This window comes from Natronomonas salina (genome assembly GCF_013391105.1).
Classification (GTDB): Archaea; Halobacteriota; Halobacteria; order Halobacteriales; family Haloarculaceae; genus Natronomonas; species Natronomonas salina.
The window spans coordinates 369083-386859 of record NZ_CP058335.1 but is presented as its reverse complement, the minus strand read 5'-3'; the positions used below and the strand labels follow the sequence as shown (position 1 = coordinate 386859).

Sequence of the window (17777 nt, the reverse complement as noted above, 5' to 3'; positions counted from 1 at the left end):
CGCTGTGACCAACTGTATGGTATCTCGTTCGACTATCGCGGTCGCACTCGTCGTCGCCCTGACGATGCTCGGAGGCTGCTCCGGGATCCTCGGCGACGGCAGCGCGAGCAGCCCAGACGAGTTCGACTACGCGGACGGCTACGACGCCGACGGCATCACCGACGGCGAACAAGCCGCGGAGACGTATCGCCAGGCGCTCTCGAACAAGAGCAGCTACACGGTCAACTACCAGCAGAACCTCTCCGGCGCCGACGCCACCGGGAACTACGACGTCGTCTACCGCGTCGACGTGGACGACGAACGCGCCTACCAGCGGGTCGAGATGCCCGACCAGGACTACGAGGTCGAGTCCTTCCAGGAGAGCGGCCAGCGGGTCGTCCGCGAGGCCAGCGGGGGCAACGAGGAGATCGCCACCGAGGACACCGGCTTCGATCTGGCCAACCTGACCGGTGTCGGCCTCTTCTCGCAGCTGCTCTCGGCGGACGCCGACTACGAGACGAGCGTCGCGGAGCGCGACGGCACGTCGGTCGTCGTCTACGAGACGAGCGGCAACGAGAGCGCCAGCACCGTCCTCGACCTCGGCGACCGGACCCCGATGTCGTTCTCGGCGAGCCTCGCCGTCGACTCCGAGGGCATCGTGCGCTCGGCCAGCTACGACCTGACCTACCTGAACGCGAACGGACAGGAGCAGACCATCACGCTGAACTTCGAGGTGACGGCCGTCGACGACACGTCCGTCGAGCGGCCCGACTGGGCCCAGGACGCATAGACCGTCGACTGCACTGCGGACCTCTCCGTTCTAGCATCCATGACACGTACCACGCTCCTGACCGTCGCCGTCGTCCTGTCGCTGTCCCTGGCCGGTTGCTCCGCCCTCCCGATGTGGGACGACGGCGGGTCGTCCGTTCCCGGTGCCGAAACGGACGGCGTCCCGACCCCCGACCCCGGGGGCGAGGGCGGGGCCGGTCCCGAGGCCGACTACCCCGACGGCTACGGCGCCGGCGGCATCGACGACCCCGAGGGGGCGATGTCGGCGCACCTCTCGGCGCTCGGCGACTCGGACGGCTTCGTCTTCACCTACGACGCGCTGATCCGCGAGGGCGACTCCGAGACCAGCATCGGCGTCGTCAACCAGGCGGACGTCGCCGACGGCGTCGGCTACGAGATGCAGAACCGCCCCGACCGGACCCTGGTGACGTACTTCGAGGACGACCACGCGTACACGCGGCACGAGCGAGGCGGCGACGTCACATACAACGCCACGGACTACGAGTACGATATGTCCCGCTTTACGGGCTACCAGTTCGTCGCGCCGCTGCTCGCGCACGTCGAGTACCGCGACGCCGAGGTCGTCGAGACCGACGAGGGGACCTTCTACCACTACGTCGCCGAGGAAGTGACGGATCCGTCGGGGATACTCCGCAACCAGGTCGACGAGGAGCGCATCGACCGGTTCGACGTGGCCCTCGTCGTCGACGAGGACGGCGTCGTCCGGCACGCGAACTTCGTCGTCGAGGCCGACCGGACCATCACCGTCTCGATGGACGTCGGCGAGATCGACTCGACGGACGCGGAGCGCCCCGAGTGGTTCGACGAGGCCGACGACCCCTGAGACGGCCGACCGTCGGCGACTCGTGGATTCACCGCCGAACGCTTTTCCGCCGTCCGGCCGTCGATACAGCCATGGCACGGGAGATCCGTCACGACGCCCAACAGCCGGAGATACTGGACGAGGAGGACCTCGGCGACGACGGGAAGCTCTACGTCTGTCGCTGCGGGCTCTCCGAGGACCAGCCGCTCTGCGACGGCTCGCACAATGCGACGTCCGACGAGGAGGAGGATACCGTCTACAAGTACGAGGACGACGACCCTGACGGCGAGCGACGCGTCGTCGAGGGCTTCGAGTTCGCCGACGAGTAGTTTGAAACGACCGGCGGCGCTACCCCGGGTATGCAGTACGAAGGCGCGGTGCTGGACCTCGACGGGACCGTCTACCGCGGCGACGAGTTGCTCCCCGGGGCGGCCGCCGCAGTCGAGCGGCTCCGGGAGGCCGGCCTCCGGACGCTGTTCTTCTCGAACAACCCCACGAAGTCCCGCGAGGAGTACGCCGAGCGGCTGGCGGACCTCGGCATCGACGTCGAGCCCCGCGAGGTGCTGTCGGCGGGGACGGTCACCACCCGGTTCCTCGCCGACGAGCACGCCGACGACGCGATATTCCTGATCGGTTCCGGCGGCCTCCGCCGCCAGTTCGAGGCGGCGAGCCTCGACCTCGTCGCCGACGCCACGACCGCCGACGTCCTCGTCGCCTCCTGGGACCGCGAGTTCGACTACGGAGACATGCTGGCGGGCTACCGCGCGCTGGAAGCGGGCGCGACGTTCTACGGGACCGACCCCGACCTCCTCATCCCGGCCGCGGAGGGGATGGTCCCGGGGTCGGGGTCGATCATCAACGCCGTCGGCGGGATCGTCGAGCGGGAACCGCGGAAGATCCTCGGGAAGCCCTCGGCGGAAGCCCAGCGCGCCGCTCTGGAGACCCTCGGCGTCCAGCCGGAGCGCTGCCTCGTCGTCGGGGACCGACTGAACACCGACGTCGAACTCGGCGAACGGGCGGGCATGACGACGGTGCTGGTCAGGACCGGCGTGGCGACCGACGCCGACGTCGCGGAGAGCGCCGTCCAGCCAGACCACGTCATCGACTCGCTGGCCGACGTCGGGCCTGTCCTGGACCTCTGAATCCCGCCCGGAGCCGTTCACTCACGGTGGTTCAGAGCAGATCGGTCGATGAAGCGTCCGACTCGGTTTCGTCGCCGTCCGCCGCCGTCGAGGCCTGGTCGTCCAGAGTTGCTCCCGACGGCCCCTCTTCGACGTCGTCCAGGAGGCCGTCGAAGCTCCAGCCGGCCTGGGTCGCCACGTCGCGGACCGCCCGGAGCCCGCCGCCCGGCACCGAGAGCAGCTTTATCGCGAGGTCGCTGGCGGGCCGGACCGTGTCGGCGGCCTCGTGACCCTGCGCCCGGATGGTCTCGCTCTCGACGGCCCGCTCTTCGACCTGCTCGCGGGTGACCGGGTGCGGCTTGTAGTCGAAGTTCGCGTAGACGTCGAGCTGGTCCGTCAGCCGGTCGGGCTCCTCGCCGGCCTGCGTCGCGACGAGCTCCGCGGCGTTCTGGTGGCCGGAGTTGCTCGGGGGCAGCACCGACCCGGAGTGCTCGAGGCCCTCGCCGATCACGACGGACTGCTGGTAGCTGGAGCGGTTCGACATCGGGAGGCGGTCGGGGTTCGACGCACCGAGCGGGCTGAACTCGATCTGACGGTTCTCGAGGAGCCAGTCGCTCGGGTCATCGCTGTCGTAGCGCTCCTCGAGCGTGGCCGCGGCGCGCTGCATCGCCTTCCGGATGACGGCGTCGCGCTGCTTCTTATGCGAGGCTCGATTGTCCCCGTCGAGGACGTCGAACCAGTCGTGCTCGGTGTCGTCGTCGATGGCGTCGACGAGCGTGACGTCCTCGTTGACCGTCGCGCCGTGGTCGGCGGCGTGGGGGTCGCCGCCGCCCTGCCCGTCGATGGCCGTGGGGTCGTAGTTGAGCGTCGGCGTCTGTTCGCCGAGTTCGTCGCGGAAGACCAGCTCCTGGAGCTCCTTGCGGGTCTCCTCCCAGATGGCCATCCCGCCGTTGTCGTAGGTGCCGTCGGACCCCGGCCGGAACGAGTAATCGATGTCGGCCCACTTCTGGAGCTCCTCGCCCATGGCTTTCAGCTGTCCGTCGACGTGGCCGGGCTGGACCGCGTCGACCATCGCCGGCACCGACCGGGGCGCGTAGGGGTGCTCGACGCCGCAGTCCTCGACGATGTCCGCGACGTCCTGTCGGGTGAGTTCGCCGCCGGTGCGGTCGAGGGCCTCCTCGACGAGACGGGCCATCACGTCGACGCGGTGGACGGTCCCCCACTGCTGTTCCGTGCTGGACTCCCGCCAGCCTGCCGCTGGCGCGTTGTTCCAGTTGACGACGTAGCCGCGGTCGGGGTTCCGGACCGAGGCGCCGACGTTCGTGCCGACGTCGAAGCCGCCCCAGTCGTGCTCGGCGGGGGGCTTCGGTAGCCTGGGGTCGGCGTCGCCGCGGCGCTCGGGGAGCTTCCCCGTGCGGAAGAAGGCGATCTCGTCGTCACTGACGACGTGGAAGTTGAAGCCGAAGGGGAACTCCGAGAGGTACGACTCGAACTCGTCGATGCTGTTCGAGCGGCCCACTTCGGCCCACATGAAGGCGCCCTCGAGTTCCTCCATCCTGGTGGTGGGGCGCTGGCAGTAGGCGATATTCTCCTCCGGATTCCAGGCGATGACCGGCATCGACGTGCCCTCCTGTTCGACGCGGGCGACCTCCTGGCGGACGACGTCGTAGCTCCCGGGGTCGGTCTCCCCCTGCGCGACGCCGCCGACGGGGCTCGTGTAGTGGGTCACCTGCTCGGTGGACATCTCGTGCCACTCGCCGTCCCACCTGTAGCGGTGGCGGTCGTCCTCGTCGAGTTCGACGGCGATGGTGTCGATCATCTCGTCGCCCGAGGTGGTGACCGTCCAGGCGATCTCGGGGGTGCGCCCGATGACGAGCGCCGGGGCCGCGACGACGCCCATCCCGACGACGTCGAACCCGGCGCCGTGCAGACCGATCTCGTAGGGGATGGGTGGCTTGAACAGTCCCATCTGCGGCCCGGCGCCGAGGATCGGCTTGTCGTGGGCGCTGTGCTCGTCGTCGACGATGATGGCGTTGGAGCCGAACCGGAAGCCCTCGAGCATGCCGCGGGCCTCTCGGAGCCCCTCCGTGACGCCATCGGGGACCGTGACGTCCTGGTCGTCCAGTCCCCACGGGACGGCGTCCTTCGCTGCTCGGATGGCGGCCAGTTGCCCGTCGGAGACCTCGTCGTAGTCGAGCGCGCGCTCATCGGTGCCGTCGACCTCGTGCTCGCCGACCGAGCCGTAGTGGTCCTCGGGGACGACGACCCGGTTCAGGTCGCCGTAGGCGTCCCAGGCTTCAGCCTCGGTGTCGAAGTTGTCGAACATCTCGGCGAGCGTTCGGGCGCTCGAGAGGTGGGAGCCGCCGTTGACGCCGAAGAACCCGATGGCGTAGTTGATGAAGGCGATGGAGTCCTCGGGTTTCCACGGCTCCGGCGCGCGGCCGAGCGCGGCGAACTCGCCGGGGAGTTCGCCCTGGGCCGCCAGTTCGACCATCCGACGGTTGACGCCGTCGGCGAAGCCGCGGAGGGCCTCCTTCGTCGTCTCGCTGGCGTCCTCCCACTGGCGGTTGATCTCCTCGCGGCTGTAGAGGTCCCGCCGGACCTCGATGTCCGACGGCAACTGGGCGGGGCCGAGCCACCGGGCGCTCTCGCCGCGGCCGACCAGCCTGAGGGCGTCCATCTGGAACAGCCGGTCGCGGGCCTGGACGTACCCGTTGCCGTAGCTGAGCGAGTAGACGTCGTCGGCGTAGACGTGGCTGACGCCGTACTCGTCGGTGAGGATCTCGATCTCCTCGAGGGTGCCGGACTGGGCGCCGGTCGTGGCGGTCGCCCCGCCGAGCAGTCCCGCGGCGACGGTCCCGGTCGCGCCCATGAAGCTCCGTCTATCCATGCCCTACGGACCCCTTCCCCGCGGGTTAGTTCGTTCGCCGTCGATGGTTGGTAGTTTATACCGGGGGAATCGGTGACAGCGTGTACCGCCTCCGGAGATGCCAATAGAAATGTAGTTGCGTGCTATTGTCTGACAAGATTTTATATAGCAGTATCCCCCATCATCACGTATGCCTTCGGACCACACACCGTACGACTACGGAGACGCGGAGACTGAGGCGCTTGGCGACGACCCGCCACACGAACAGCAGCACGGCCTCGACACGGTCATCGTCGACGGATCGGCGATGAGCTACAGGAGCTACACGAGGGCCGAGGAGGAGTGACAGCGCCGGGCCGGCCGCCGCCGGCCCTCGGGACGGTCGCCGCCGACGGCCGTCCCGGTCGACGTCGCACCGACGGTGGTGTGTGGCTCCTTCTCGACGAGTCCGTCGTCACTGCCCGTAGCTCTCGAACTGCTCCTCGACGGCCGCCAGCTGGTCGTCGCTGAGCTCCGTGGGCTCGAAGCCGGCGGCGCGGGCGCTCAGGTACATCCGCGCGAGGCTCTCGACGTGGACGGCGTTCTCGACGGCCGTCTCCAGGTCCGGGCCCGTGACCACGAGCCCGTGGTTCTGTAAGATGGCCGCCTCGGAGTCGGCCTCGTCCATCGCGGCGACGACCTTCGCCGCGAGTTCGTCGGTCCCGTAGGGCGCGTAGCCCGCTACGGGGACCCGTCGACCGACCGCGACGATCATGTAGTGGATGGGCGGCAGCTCCTCGCCCGCGGTCGCCAGCGTCGTCGTCCACGGCGAGTGGGTGTGGACGATGGCCCCGACGTCGGCCCGCCGGTAGATGGCGGCGTGCATCGGCACCTCGCTGCTCGGCTCCATCCCGCCGCCGCGCCGCTCGCCGTCGACGCCGACGACGGGCACGTCCTCCGCGCCGAAGGCGTCGTAGGGGACGCCGGTCGGCGTCACCGCGAAGGCGTCGCCCGAGCGCCGACTCAGGTTCCCGGTCCGGCCCGGGGTGAGCGACGCGAGGCTCGGGGCGTGCTCGACCACCGACCGGCGTTCCTCGGCGAGCCTCACAACGCCACCTCCAAGACGTCCGCCAGCGAGTCGACCTGGTGGTCCGGGACGTGTTCCGGAGGCGCCTCCTCGTCGACCGAGCCGTTGAACAGGACCGTCTCCAGTCCCACCGCGTTCGCGCCAGCGACGTCGCTCTCGGGCTTGTCGCCGACCATCACCGCGTCGGCGGGTCGGCACCCCAACCGCGAGAGCGGCAGCGAGAACATCACCGACCCGGGTTTCTCGCGGCCGGCCTCCTCGGAGGTGACGATCGCGTCGACCGCGTCGTCGATTCCGAGCTCGCGGAGCTTCCGCAACTGCAGACTGGTCGTGAGGTTGGTCGCGATACCGATTGAGACGCCCGCCTCCGAGAGGGATTTCAGAGTCTCCTGGAGGCCCTGGAACGGTTCCATCGCCTCGACGTAGGCGTCCCAGAACGCTTCGCCCAAGGCCAGGGCGTCCGCGGGGGCCGGCCGTCCCAGGTGGTCTCGCAGGCCATGCTTGAAGTAGAGCGTTCGACTGTGAGAGGCCGCCGTCTCTGCGGTGTCGCGCTTCGTCTCGCGACGGCCCCGCTGGTAGAGGGACTCGAACGCCTCGCGGTCGAGGTCGTAGCCCCGGTCGCGGGCCTCCTCGAAGGCCCCGCGTTTGCCCGCCTCGCGGCAGGGCGGGTAGGGATACAGCGTGTCGTCGAGGTCGAACAGCACGGCGTCGACGGTCATGGTCTGGCGTACGAACAGGAGGGGTATAAGTCGCCGTGTCGATCTAGCAGTGAGGCCGCACCGCCCCCGATCGCTCCGCGACTCCTGGTTATACGTCGGCCGCGGGAGAACGGCCACCGTGATCGAGATACTCACCACCGTCGACCCCGCTGTCGTCCTCCAGATGACGCCCGATCCCGGCGGGGGGATGGGTCCAGGCCCCGTACCGGGCGAAAACCCCGTCACCCAGGTTCTCGGAAGCGCGGTCAGCGCGTTCCTGACGACGCTCGTCGTCGGCGCGATACTGATCGCGGTCGCCGAATCCTACACCGAGGCTCGCATGGCCGATGTCCTGGAAGATCCCGTCGAATCGTTCCTCTACGGGCTGGTCTGTCTCGTGTTCCTGATCCTGGCGATCATCGTCCTCGCCTTCACCGGTATCGGCCTCGTCGTGGCCATCCCGCTGCTGCTTGTCTTGTTCCTCGTGTTGGTTATCGGCGCGTCCATCGCCTTCCTCGCCATCGGCGACCGACTGGTCGGCCACGACGACGGGTGGCTGAAGCCCCTCGTCGTCGGCGCGGCAATCAATGGCGCCCTCGCGCTGACCGGCATCGGCGGCCTCGTCTCCTTCGCCGTCGGCGCCGCCGGCTTCGGCGCGGTGCTGAAGCAGTACCTCGGCTAGTGGAACCCGCGGTCGACGTCGCTCTCCTCGACGAGGTCGTCGAGTTCCTTCGTCAGGAGCTCCTCGGCCTCCTCGAAGGTCTCCGAGAGGTTCTCGAGGCCCTCCGGCCGGTCGTACATGTCGTACTCCATCGGCCCGTGTGCCGGGCTGTCGAGGGCGTCCATCACGTCCTCGAAGAGCGCGTCGCCCGTTGTCGGCGCCTCGGCGTGCGTCTCGATGACGGTCTCGAGCTGTTTGGCGCGCTCCTTCGCCTCGTCCTCGTCCTCGAAGCCGTCGTTGACGCCGAAGCGGCCGCCGCTGTCCTCGCCGGGGAACAGTGGGTCCAGCTCGTCGTCGATCTTCCGGGCGACCCGGGCGCCGACGCCCTGGACTTCGAAGGGGTTCTTCGCGTACGTCTTCAGCTGGTAGACGCCGACCGAGGGGTGGCCCAGGAACATGTCCTCGCCCACGCCGCCGCGGCGGTCGCCCGCGACGGCCCGCCAGCCGCCCGCGTCGGCGTCCGATTCGACGACGTCCTCGAGGATGTCCTGCCAGTCGCGTACGCGCATTGCTACTCCGCTCTCTTCGGCGGACGGGAAAGAACCTGTCGGCCTCCGACGACCGATAGCGTTTTTCCGTCGAGGGCGCACTGGCAGATGTGAACCTGAGGGGCCCGGTCGTCGAAGCGCGCGACCCCCGGACCGTCGAGACGAGCCGTGGGACGTCCGAACTCGCCGAGGTGCTGCTCCGCCCTGAGCGCGGCGCGAGGGAGCCGGTCCAGGTGACGCTGTGGGGGAAGTGGACCGGGACCGCCGACCTGCTGGAGGAGGAGATGGACCTCCTCGTGACAGACGTCGAGGAGCGGGAGTTCCGCGGCGAGACGCAGTACACGACGACCGGCGACTCCGCCGTCGTCGTCGAACCGGACTTCCTCGTCGACGTGACCGACATCCGGGGGTGGGTGCAGTGCCCCCGCGTCTACTACCTGAACAAGCTCACCGGCGTCCCGCTGAAGTACCCGGTCGTCAAGGGGACCGTCGTCCACGAGGTGTTCGGCGACCTGCTCCGGGGCCGCGACCTCGAAGACAGCATCGAGGAGCGCGTCGCCGAAGCCGCCCTCGACATCGGCCTCCTGGGGGAGACCGCCGACTCGGTGGCCGACGACGTCCGGCAGAACGCCGCCGCCATCGAGGGGTGGCTCCAGCAGGGCATCCTCGACGACGACGCCGACTCCTGGCGCTCCGAGCAGACGCTCATCTCCGAGCGCTTCGGCATCAAGGGCCGCGCCGACGCCGTCCGCCGCGGGATGCCGGTCGAACTCAAGACCGGCAAGAACACCACCCGCGACCCCCGCTTCCAGGACAAGGTGCAGGCGGCCTGCTACGCGCTCCTCCTGGCCGACAGCGTCGCCGACGCGCCCGACACGGGCACCCTCCTCTACACCAAGAACACCGCGCTGGACCGCAGCGAGGCCTCCGGCGACCTCTCGCCCGCGAAGGAGTTCTCCATCGGCGGGGGCTTCCTGAAATTCGTCCTCAGGCAGCGCAACGAGATCGCGGCCGCCGAGTTCGATATGGCGGTGCCGACCGGCTACGAGGCCGACGCGAAGTGCGAGTACTGCTTCGAACAGGACACCTGCATGGTGGTCGCCGGTCGCCTCGACCAGGAGTCGAAGGCCGGCCAGATCGGCGAGTCGCTCCCGAAAGCGGAGCGGGACTACTTCGAGCGCTTCTACCGCGCCATCGAGGAGGAGCGCCGCGAGGTCCACCGCGAGTACCGGAAGCTCTGGGAGCAGTCCGCCGAGGAGCGGGCCGACGACGACCGCGCGCTGCTCGACCTGGAACCGCTCGACCGCGAGCCGGTCTCCGGCGGTCGGTGGCGGCTCCGCGCCCGCCGGACCTCCGAGGCCGTCTCGAAGATCCGAGAGGGCGACCGGGTCCTCGCCAGCGACGGTCACCCGACCCGAGGCACCGCCGAACTCGCGACCGTCGAGGAACTCGGCGAGGAGATTGTCGTCACCGCCGACGAGCCGTTCGACCTCCGGCGGCTCGACGTCTACCCCTCCGAGATCGGGGTCGACCGACAGCTCAACGGTCTGCACGACGCCATCCTCCGCGGCGACCCCGACCGGAAGGACGTCCTCTTCGGCCGCCGCGACCCCGAGTTCTCCGGGCCCCGGGAGACCTACATCGACAACAACGACGCTCAGGACGAGGCCGTCAACGCCGCCGTCCGGGCCGACGACTTTGCGCTCGTCCACGGCCCGCCCGGTACCGGGAAGACCTACACCCTCGCGCGGACCGTCCGCGCGCTGGTCGACGACGGCGAGCGCGTCCTGCTGTCGGCGTTCACCAACCGCGCGGTCGACAACGCGGTCGAGGCCCTCGAGGAGCAGGGCTTCACCGACGTCGTCCGCTGGGGGTCGGAGAACGGCGTCCGCGACGACATGCAGCAGTACCGGATGCAGCGCTCCGGCGACCCCCGGGAGCGCGCCGCCGAACTGCAGGACGCACAGGTCGTCGCCGCCACGACGGCCGCCTGCGGCTCCCGCGCGCTGAAACAGCAGCAGTTCGACGTCGCGGTCGTCGACGAGGCCGGCCAGCTGACCGAGCCGGGGACCTTCCTCGCCGCCAACCTCGCCCACCGGTTCGTCCTGGTCGGCGACCACGAGCAGCTCCCGCCGGTCGTCCGCGCGGAGAACGACCTCAAGGAGTCGCTGTTCGAGCGCCTCATCGAGACGTACCCCGAGGCTGGCGTCATGCTCGACCGCCAGTACCGCATGAGCCAGCGGGTCCAGTACTTCTCCAGCCGGGAGTTCTACGGCGGCGAGTTGCGCCCTGCGACCGGAGAGGTGGCCGCCCAGCGTCTCTCGGACCTGCCGGGCGTCAACGCCGACGCGTTACCGCCGGAACTGCGGGACCCAGTCTCCTTCGTCGACCCCGGCGGCGCGGCCGACGGGAACACCAACCCGATCGAGGCCGACCGGGTCGCGGGGATAGTCCAGTCGTTCCTCGACGCGGGCGTCGACCGCGAGGACATCGGCGTCATCGCGCCGTTCCGCGCCCAGGTGGCCCAGATCTCGCGACGGCTCCCCGACGTCACCGTCGACACCGTCGACCGGTTCCAGGGCTCCTCGAAGGAGGTGATCGTCATCTCGTTCGTGGCGACCGACGACCTCGGGAGTCCCATCTTCGAAGACTACCGGCGGGTGAACGTCGCGCTTACGCGCGCGAAGAAGGCGCTTGTCCTGGTGGGCGACGAAGGGGCGCTCCGGAGCGTGCCGTTCTACGAGCGGATGCTGGAGTGGGCGGACGGGAGCTAGCTGGATTAGCATCCGCGCGACCGTAGGGAGCACGGTTCTACGGCGGCGAACAGCGGGAGCCGCCGGGGAGTTTTCCCCAAGTTTTTGTGAAGAGCGGTTCCGCACCTCCGGCGCGGAACCCGAGGAGTAAAAAGTGGGTTTAGAGATGCGGCGCGTCGATCTCCATGATCTCGGCGGCCTCCTCGGGCGTGGCGGGCTCGCGGCCGACGTTGCGGGTCATCTCGGCGGCCTTGGCGACGAGTTCGGGGTTCGTCGACATCTCGCCGTTCGGGAGGTAGAAGTTGTCCTCCAGGCCGACGCGGACGTTGCCGCCCATAGCGAGGGCGGCCGAAACGAGCTGCCACTGCTCGCGGGAGATACCGATGACCTGCCAGTTGGCGCTGTCGGGGAGCTGGCGGACCTGGTGGGCGAGGTTCTCGATCGTCGGCGGGATGCCGCCGAGGACGCCCATCACCAGCGAGAAGTTGATGGGGTGTTCGAGGTCGCCGGACTTGACGAACGGCCGGATGTTCCCGATGTGGCCGGTGTCGAAGCACTCGAGTTCGGGCTTGACGCCCGAGCCGTTCATCGCCGTCAGGAACTCGCGGATCTCGTTGAACGGGTTGTCGAACACCATGTCGAAGACGAAGTCGTCGCGGCTCTCGCTGTACTTCGCGTAGTTCATCGAGCCCATGTTCAGCGCGGCGATGTCGGGCTGGACCTCCTCGACGTACTCGACGCGCGTCTCGACGGGTTCGTGGAGCGCGCCCGTCGAGAAGTTGATCAGGATGTCGGTGCGTTCGCGGACTTCGTCGTAGATCTCCTGGTAGATCTCGGTGTCGAAGGTCGGCGAGCCGTTCTCGGTGCGGGCGTGGATGTGCGCGATCGCGGCGCCGTTCTCGCGGGCCGCGGCGGCGTCCTCGGCGATCTCCTCGGGGGTGTACGGGATCGCCTCGCACTGGTCGCGGGTGGTGAGCGCGCCGGTGAGCGCCGCGCTGACGATCGCCTTCTCGGGGTCGTTGCCTTTGACGGATTCTTGTTCGATGGTCATCGGTGGGTGGTGTGGGGATAGTCGTCGGGTCAGTCGTCGGTGTCGGGTCGGCCCTTCCAGTCGGGTTCGGAGTCGGTGAGGAAGGAGTTGAACCCCTCCTCGGCGTCGTCGCTCATCGCGAGCATCGTCACCATCTCGCGCATGTAGTCGAGCGCCTCGGAGAAGCCCATCTCCCGCTGGTTGTAGAAGGACTCCTTGCCGATCTCGATCATGAACGACGAGGGGCCGGCGAGGTCGTCGACCAGCGAGTCCAGTTCGGCGTCGAACTCCTCCGGCGGGACGAGATCGGTCGTGAAGCCGATGTCGTGGGCCTCCCGGGCGTCGATGTGCTCGCCGGTGAACAGCAACTTCAGCGCCTGCTTCTCGTTGACCGTCCGCATGATGGGGACGAGCGCCTGCGCGGGGAAGATGCCGATGTCGACCTCCGGCGTCCCGAAGGTGGCCTCCTCGCTGGCGACGATGACGTCGCAGGCCGCGGCGAGGCCCATCCCGCCGGCGAGGCAGTAGCCCTCGACGGCGGCGACGGTGAGGGCGGCGGTGTCGACGGCGGTCTCGATGAGGTCCTTCATGCCGGCGAAGCCCTCGCGGTAGGCCTGCGAGCCCTGGCCGACTGCGCTGGCCATCGACTTGATGTCGCCGCCGGCGCAGAAGGTGCCCTCGGCGCCCCGGATCACGACGACCCGGGCCGGCCCGTCGTCGGCGTACTCGAGGACGCCGAGGAGCCCCTCGATGACGTTCTCGTTCAGGGCGTTGCGGTCCTCGGCCCGGTCGATCGTCGCCCGGACCACGAGGTCGTCGGCGGCGACCTCGACGTCCAGGTCCTCGTTGGAGAGTTCCTCGCTCGTAGCCATCCTGCCTGTGGCATGTGGGGGCATTCCTATCATGATTTCGGACGGTCGGAAACGAACAATTAGTTTAACCGTGAAATTGGGAACCGGAGTTCAACCGACCGATCCCGGCGGACGGAGATTTATGCTACCGCATCCCAAACCCCCAGGACATGTCGACCGACCCGATAGACTACGGGCAACTGGACGAGGGCCGGGACTGCAACTACTGGGAACTCGACCCGACCCTCCGGTTCGAGGCCCGACGCGTCTACCCGGACGACGAGTACGAGTGGGCCGAGGACGTCCTCTCGGAGTTCGGCGAAGTCCTCGGCCACCGGATGGCCGACACCGCCGACCGGATCGACGAGGAGGGCCACGAACTGAAGTCCTTCGACAAGTACGGCGACCGGCTCAACGGGGTCCGGTACCACCCGTTCGTCGAGGAGCAGGAGCGGATCGCCTACGAGGAGTTCGGCATCACTCACGACGCCTTCCACGCGCCGCCGGGCCGCGACGAACCGGTCGGGCTGAGCCACGTCCTGATGATGCAGACGCTGCTCTCCTACGTCGACGGCGGGTTCTGCTGTCCGGTCTCGATGACCACCGGTGCGGCCATCGTCCTCGAGAAGTTCGACGACGGCGACCTAGCGGAGTACTTCGAGGGGCTGACGTCACGCGACCTGGAGGAGCACATCGAGGGCGCGATGTTCCTGACCGAGGAGCAGGGCGGCTCCGACGTCGGCGCCAACGAGGTCCGGGCCGAGCGGACCGGCGAAGACGGCGTCTACGAGCTCTACGGCGAGAAGTGGTTCTGCTCGAACATCGACGCGGAGGGAGCCCTTGCGCTCGCCCGCACCCCCGACGCCCCGGAGGGCGTCGAGGGCCTGTCGCTGTTCCTCGTCCCGCGGACGAAGCCCGACGGGGAGGTCAACGAGTCGCACTTCCGCCGTCTGAAGGACAAGCTCGGCACCATCTCGGTCCCCACCGGCGAGATCGAGTTCCAGGGCGCCGAGGCGTACCTCGTCGGCGAGGAGGGCGAGGGCTTCAAGTATATGGCCGAGATGATGAACTTCGAGCGGCTGACCAACGCCACCGGCGCCATCGGCATCATGGGCCGGGCGCTGCTGGAGGCGAAGGTCCGCGCCGCCAACCGCGAGGCCTTCGGGAGCGCCCTCGAGGAGAAACCGCTGATGCGCCGCGACCTCGTCGACATGGCCGTCGACTACGAGGCCGCGAGCGTCTTCACCTTCGAGGGCGCCCGGTTGCTCGACGAACGGGAACGGACAGACGCAAAATCGGGCGACGACGCCTACCAGTTGATGCGGCTGTTCGTCCCGGTCGCGAAGTACAAGACCGCCCGCATGGCCGTCGAGACGACCTCCTACGCGATGGAGGTCCTCGGCGGCAACGGCTACGTCCGCGAGCACACCACCGAGCGCCTCCTCCGCGACGCGCAGGTCCTCCCCATCTGGGAGGGCCCCTCGAACATCCTCGCCCTCGACACCCTCCGGGCGCTGAATCGCGAGAACGCCCACGAGGCGTTGCTCCCCTACGTCCAGGAGAAGCTCGACGGCGTCGAGCACCCGCTGCTGGAGGACCTGGCGGACGAGGTCGAATCGGCGTTCCTCGAACTCCAGAACGCCCTCGGGACGCTGGCGACCGAGGACGGCGACTACGCGCAGTACCACGCCAAGCGGCTCTCGGACCTCATCTTCGACGTGGTCACGGCGGCGCTCCTGCTGGCGGAAGCCCAGTCCCAGATCGACGAGGCCGGGAACGGTCGGAAGGCGATGGTCGCCAAGCGGTTCGTCCAGACCCGGTTCGGGACGGAGGACGCCTACGGCGTCACCTCCGGCGAACGGTTCGGGATGGAGGACGACGCGTTCGCCGCCATCGCTCACCACGCCGCTGTCGACCCCGAGTCGCTGGTGGAGACGGCGCCGGCCGACGACTGACGGTCACGCCTTCCCCGACGTGCTGCAGCCGTCGCTCGCGGTTTCGCGAGAAGGTGCAGAAAGCCTGGAGAGCTTCAGAGCCGGTGGCTGAATACGGTCTCCTCGAGGGCCTCGTCCACGAGCGAGGACGGCGTGGACTCGTCCGTCTTGATCGGAACCATCGGCGCACCGGTGTTGGTCTCGTCGGTGTAGCGGGTCATCGTGGGTGGCGCGCTCTCGCGCTGTATCGGACGAAACCGGCGGAGGAGTATAAACCTAATGAACTATAATGTTAAAATTCCTCTTTCTCCTTAAGGTGGTCTAGTCGAGGACGTATTTCGGGTCCGACCAGCGGTCAGGTCCGGTCTCGATTCCAGTACCGGTAAGTCCGCCCGCGCCGAAGCCGGGACATGGACGCCGAATCGACGGTGCGCGCGTACTACGAAGCGCTCCGGGCGGGCGAACCGCTGTCCCCGTTCTTCGCCCGCGAGGAGTCGACCGTCAAGTTCGGCATCGGCGAGCGGCTGACCGGGTACGACGAGATCGAGTCGGGGCTCCGCGAGCAGACCGAGACGACCGAGGGATGGACCGTCGAGAGCGACCGACTGGTCGTCACCGAGCGAGCTGACCACGCCTGGTTCGCCGACGACGTGTTCATGGCCTGGAACGACACCGAACGGGGCATCCGCTACGAGTTCGAGACGCGCTGGAGCGGGACGCTGGAGCGCCGCGAGGACGCAGCCGATACCGACGGCGCGTCGACGCCCGACACGGACTGGCGCTTCGTCGGGATGCACGTCTCCACGGAGGGTGGGACCTGATGGTCGACCCCGTCACGGACGAGGACCGCGAGCGGACGATGCTGTACGTGAAGGTCGGGCTCACGCTGCTGGTCGGGCTCTCCGCCGGGCTCATCGCCTCGCAGGGCGACGGCTCCATCGAGGTCGTCGGCGGTGCCGTCCTCGCCGGACTGGTCCTCGGCGCCGTCCTCGCCTGGTACCTCGTGCCGGACGCGTCGGCCGTCTCGCCGGCCTCGAGGCGTCGCTACCGCAAGTAGTTCCGGGTCCGGCGGACGCAGTACCGGTTCCGTTTTCGTTATAAGCGCCAGGACCCACGTGTCTGTATGGCACGCGCAGCCGTCGTCGGCGCCGACATGACGGAGTTCGGCGTCCACGACCGATCCCTACAGGAGCTGTTCGGCGAGGCCGCCCTCGGCGCGTTCGCCGACGCCGGCGTCGAACCCTCGGCGGTCGACGCCTTCTACTTCGGCAACGCGATGGGCGGACAGACCGAGAACGACACCCACCTCGGGCCGAAACTCGCCTCCCACGTCGGCATCGCCGGCGTCCCGGTCCAGCGCTTCGAGGACGCCTGCGCCACCTCGGCCAACGCGTTCAAGAACGCCGTCGAGGCCGTCGAGGCGGGCATCCACGACGTCGTCCTCGTCGGCGGCGTCGAGCGGTGCACCCCCGAGACCGGCAAGGACACCGCGGAGATGACCCGCATCTTCGCCTCGGCCTCCCACCGGCAGTACGAGCAGCCGACGGGCCTCACCTTCCCGGGCGTCTTCGCGCTGTTCACCAAGCGGCACATGCACGAGTACGGGACGACCGAGGAGCAGCTCGCCGAGGTCGCCGTCAAGAACCACGGCAACGGCGCGCTGAATCCCAACGCGCACTTCGGGAAGGAGACGACCGTCGAGGAGGCCCTGGAGGGGCCGGTCGTCGCCGACCCGTTCCGCCTGATGGACTGCTGTCCGTTCTCCGACGGCGCGAGCGCGGTGGTCGTCGTCAGCGACGACGCGGCCGACTCCTACGACGAGCCGGTCGACGTCGGCGGCGTCGGCCACGCGACGGACGTGGTCCCCATCTGCGACAAGGAGACGCCGCACGTCACGCAGGCCGCCCGGGACGCGGCCTCCCAGGCCTACGACCAGGCCGGGACCTCGGCCGACGAGATGGACTTCGCCGAGGTCCACGACTGCTTCACCGGCGCGGAGATCCTCGCCAGCGAGGCCATCGGCTTCGTCGAGGACGGCCAGGGCGGCGCCGCCGCCGAGGAGGGCGTCACTGCCCGCGACGGCGAGCGGCCCATCAACCCCTCCGGCGGGCTGAAGGCGAAGGGCCACCCCATCGGCGCGACCGGGACCGGACAGATCGTCGAACTCGCGGAGCACCTCCGCGGGGACGCGGGCGAACGGCAGATCGAGGGCGCAGAGCGCGCCGTCGCGCACAACCTCGGCGGGGACGCCGCCACGACCGTCGTCACCGTCATGGAGGCACGAGAATGAGCGAGACACTGACCCACGGCGAGTGGAACCGCGCGGTACAGGAGGGCGAACTGCTCGGGCAGCACTGTGAGGAGTGCGACCACACCCAGGGGACGCCGAAGGCGGCCTGCCCCTACTGCGGGTCGACGGACCTCGAGACCGTCGAGCTGCCGACCGAGGGGGAGGTCTACACGGAGACGACCATCAACGTCCCGCCGGAGGGCATCGACGAGCGCGGCTACCAGGTCGCCGTCGTCCAGGTCGGCGACGCCCGGGTGATGGGCCGGCTCGTCGACCAGGAGATAGACATCGGCGACCGGGTTGTCCTCAGCGGCTTCGACGAGGACGACCAGGGCAACGCCACGCCGCGGTTCGAGGCGCAGTAA

General features: G+C 68.9%; 19 protein-coding genes. 12 read left to right on the top strand and 7 right to left on the bottom strand.

Annotated elements, in window-relative coordinates; genetic code table 11:
- Positions 1-16 precede the first annotated feature (16 nt).
- From HWV07_RS02185 to HWV07_RS02170, 4 genes are all read left to right on the top strand, one after another.
- Positions 17-769 (top strand): DUF7537 family lipoprotein, encoded by a 753-nt coding sequence (locus tag HWV07_RS02185; RefSeq protein WP_178332728.1) that lies wholly within the window; start codon positions 17-19, stop codon positions 767-769.
- A gap of 39 nt (positions 770-808) precedes the next feature.
- Positions 809-1612 (top strand): DUF7537 family lipoprotein, encoded by an 804-nt coding sequence (locus HWV07_RS02180; protein WP_178332727.1) that lies wholly within the window; start codon positions 809-811, stop codon positions 1610-1612.
- Positions 1613-1683: 71 nt separating this feature from the next.
- The gene (locus HWV07_RS02175) at positions 1684-1920 is read left to right on the top strand and encodes a CDGSH iron-sulfur domain-containing protein (protein WP_178332726.1); all 237 of its coding nucleotides are present in this window, start codon (positions 1684-1686) and stop codon (positions 1918-1920) included.
- Between the two features lie 30 nt (positions 1921-1950).
- The gene (locus HWV07_RS02170; RefSeq protein WP_178332725.1) at positions 1951-2733 is read left to right on the top strand and encodes an HAD-IIA family hydrolase; all 783 of its coding nucleotides are present in this window, start codon (positions 1951-1953) and stop codon (positions 2731-2733) included.
- Between the two features lie 31 nt (positions 2734-2764).
- On the opposite strand, the gene HWV07_RS02165 is transcribed toward HWV07_RS02170, so the two are convergent.
- Positions 2765-5602, bottom strand: a complete 2838-nt coding sequence (locus HWV07_RS02165) for a penicillin acylase family protein (RefSeq protein WP_178332724.1) — start codon at positions 5600-5602, stop codon at positions 2765-2767.
- Positions 5603-5771: 169 nt separating this feature from the next.
- On the opposite strand from HWV07_RS02165, the gene HWV07_RS02160 reads away from it, so the two are divergent.
- Complete coding sequence (locus tag HWV07_RS02160; RefSeq protein WP_178332723.1) at positions 5772-5927, top strand: hypothetical protein; 156 nt, start codon at positions 5772-5774, stop codon at positions 5925-5927.
- 108 nt (positions 5928-6035) lie between these two features.
- Here the strand turns inward: HWV07_RS02160 and HWV07_RS02155 are convergent, their stop codons facing one another.
- Positions 6036-6668, bottom strand: a complete 633-nt coding sequence (locus HWV07_RS02155) for a ribulose-1-phosphate aldolase (RefSeq protein WP_178332722.1) — start codon at positions 6666-6668, stop codon at positions 6036-6038.
- A complete protein-coding gene (locus HWV07_RS02150; RefSeq protein WP_178332721.1) occupies positions 6665-7366 on the bottom strand; it encodes a ribulose-1,5-bisphosphate 5-phosphatase in 702 nt (233 codons plus the stop codon). Before HWV07_RS02150 ends, HWV07_RS02155 begins: the two co-directional genes overlap by 4 nt.
- Before the next feature lie 118 nt (positions 7367-7484).
- Here HWV07_RS02150 and HWV07_RS02145 point away from each other — a divergent pair, with 118 nt between their 5' ends.
- Positions 7485-8027 (top strand): DUF8173 domain-containing protein, encoded by a 543-nt coding sequence (locus HWV07_RS02145; protein ID WP_178332720.1) that lies wholly within the window; start codon positions 7485-7487, stop codon positions 8025-8027.
- On the opposite strand, the gene HWV07_RS02140 is transcribed toward HWV07_RS02145, so the two are convergent.
- A complete protein-coding gene (locus HWV07_RS02140) occupies positions 8024-8575 on the bottom strand; it encodes a hypothetical protein (RefSeq protein ID WP_178332719.1) in 552 nt (183 codons plus the stop codon). The two genes, HWV07_RS02145 and HWV07_RS02140, sit on opposite strands and share 4 nt — an antisense overlap.
- 89 nt (positions 8576-8664) lie before the next feature.
- Between HWV07_RS02140 and HWV07_RS02135 the strand changes: the two genes are divergently transcribed.
- Positions 8665-11328, top strand: a complete 2664-nt coding sequence (locus tag HWV07_RS02135; protein ID WP_178332718.1) for an AAA domain-containing protein — start codon at positions 8665-8667, stop codon at positions 11326-11328.
- A gap of 139 nt (positions 11329-11467) precedes the next feature.
- Here HWV07_RS02135 and HWV07_RS02130 read toward each other — a convergent pair whose 3' ends face one another.
- Positions 11468-12358 carry a beta-keto acid cleavage family enzyme gene (locus HWV07_RS02130; protein WP_178332717.1) on the bottom strand — a complete coding sequence of 297 codons (891 nt, stop codon included), beginning with the start codon at positions 12356-12358 and terminating at the stop codon, positions 11468-11470.
- A 29-nt stretch (positions 12359-12387) separates the two neighbouring features.
- Entirely contained in the window at positions 12388-13209 is an 822-nt protein-coding gene (locus tag HWV07_RS02125) for an enoyl-CoA hydratase/isomerase family protein (protein WP_178332716.1), read from the bottom strand.
- Positions 13210-13358: 149 nt separating this feature from the next.
- Between HWV07_RS02125 and HWV07_RS02120 the strand changes: the two genes are divergently transcribed.
- Entirely contained in the window at positions 13359-15143 is a 1785-nt protein-coding gene (locus HWV07_RS02120) for an acyl-CoA dehydrogenase family protein (RefSeq protein ID WP_178332715.1), read from the top strand.
- A gap of 74 nt (positions 15144-15217) precedes the next feature.
- Here the strand turns inward: HWV07_RS02120 and HWV07_RS19880 are convergent, their stop codons facing one another.
- A complete protein-coding gene (locus HWV07_RS19880; protein ID WP_281362326.1) occupies positions 15218-15343 on the bottom strand; it encodes a hypothetical protein in 126 nt (41 codons plus the stop codon).
- A gap of 189 nt (positions 15344-15532) precedes the next feature.
- Between HWV07_RS19880 and HWV07_RS02115 the strand changes: the two genes are divergently transcribed.
- From HWV07_RS02115 to HWV07_RS02100, 4 genes are all read left to right on the top strand, one after another.
- On the top strand, positions 15533-15943 hold the full coding sequence (locus HWV07_RS02115) for a nuclear transport factor 2 family protein (RefSeq protein ID WP_178332714.1): 411 nt from the start codon (positions 15533-15535) through the stop codon (positions 15941-15943).
- Complete coding sequence (locus HWV07_RS02110; protein ID WP_178332713.1) at positions 15943-16179, top strand: hypothetical protein; 237 nt, start codon at positions 15943-15945, stop codon at positions 16177-16179. The genes HWV07_RS02115 and HWV07_RS02110 overlap by 1 nt, the downstream gene beginning before the upstream one ends.
- A gap of 66 nt (positions 16180-16245) precedes the next feature.
- Positions 16246-17412 carry a thiolase C-terminal domain-containing protein gene (locus HWV07_RS02105; protein WP_178332712.1) on the top strand — a complete coding sequence of 389 codons (1167 nt, stop codon included), beginning with the start codon at positions 16246-16248 and terminating at the stop codon, positions 17410-17412.
- Positions 17409-17777: a Zn-ribbon domain-containing OB-fold protein gene (locus HWV07_RS02100; protein WP_178332711.1), complete on the top strand. Its 369-nt coding sequence runs from the start codon at positions 17409-17411 to the stop codon at positions 17775-17777. Before HWV07_RS02105 ends, HWV07_RS02100 begins: the two co-directional genes overlap by 4 nt.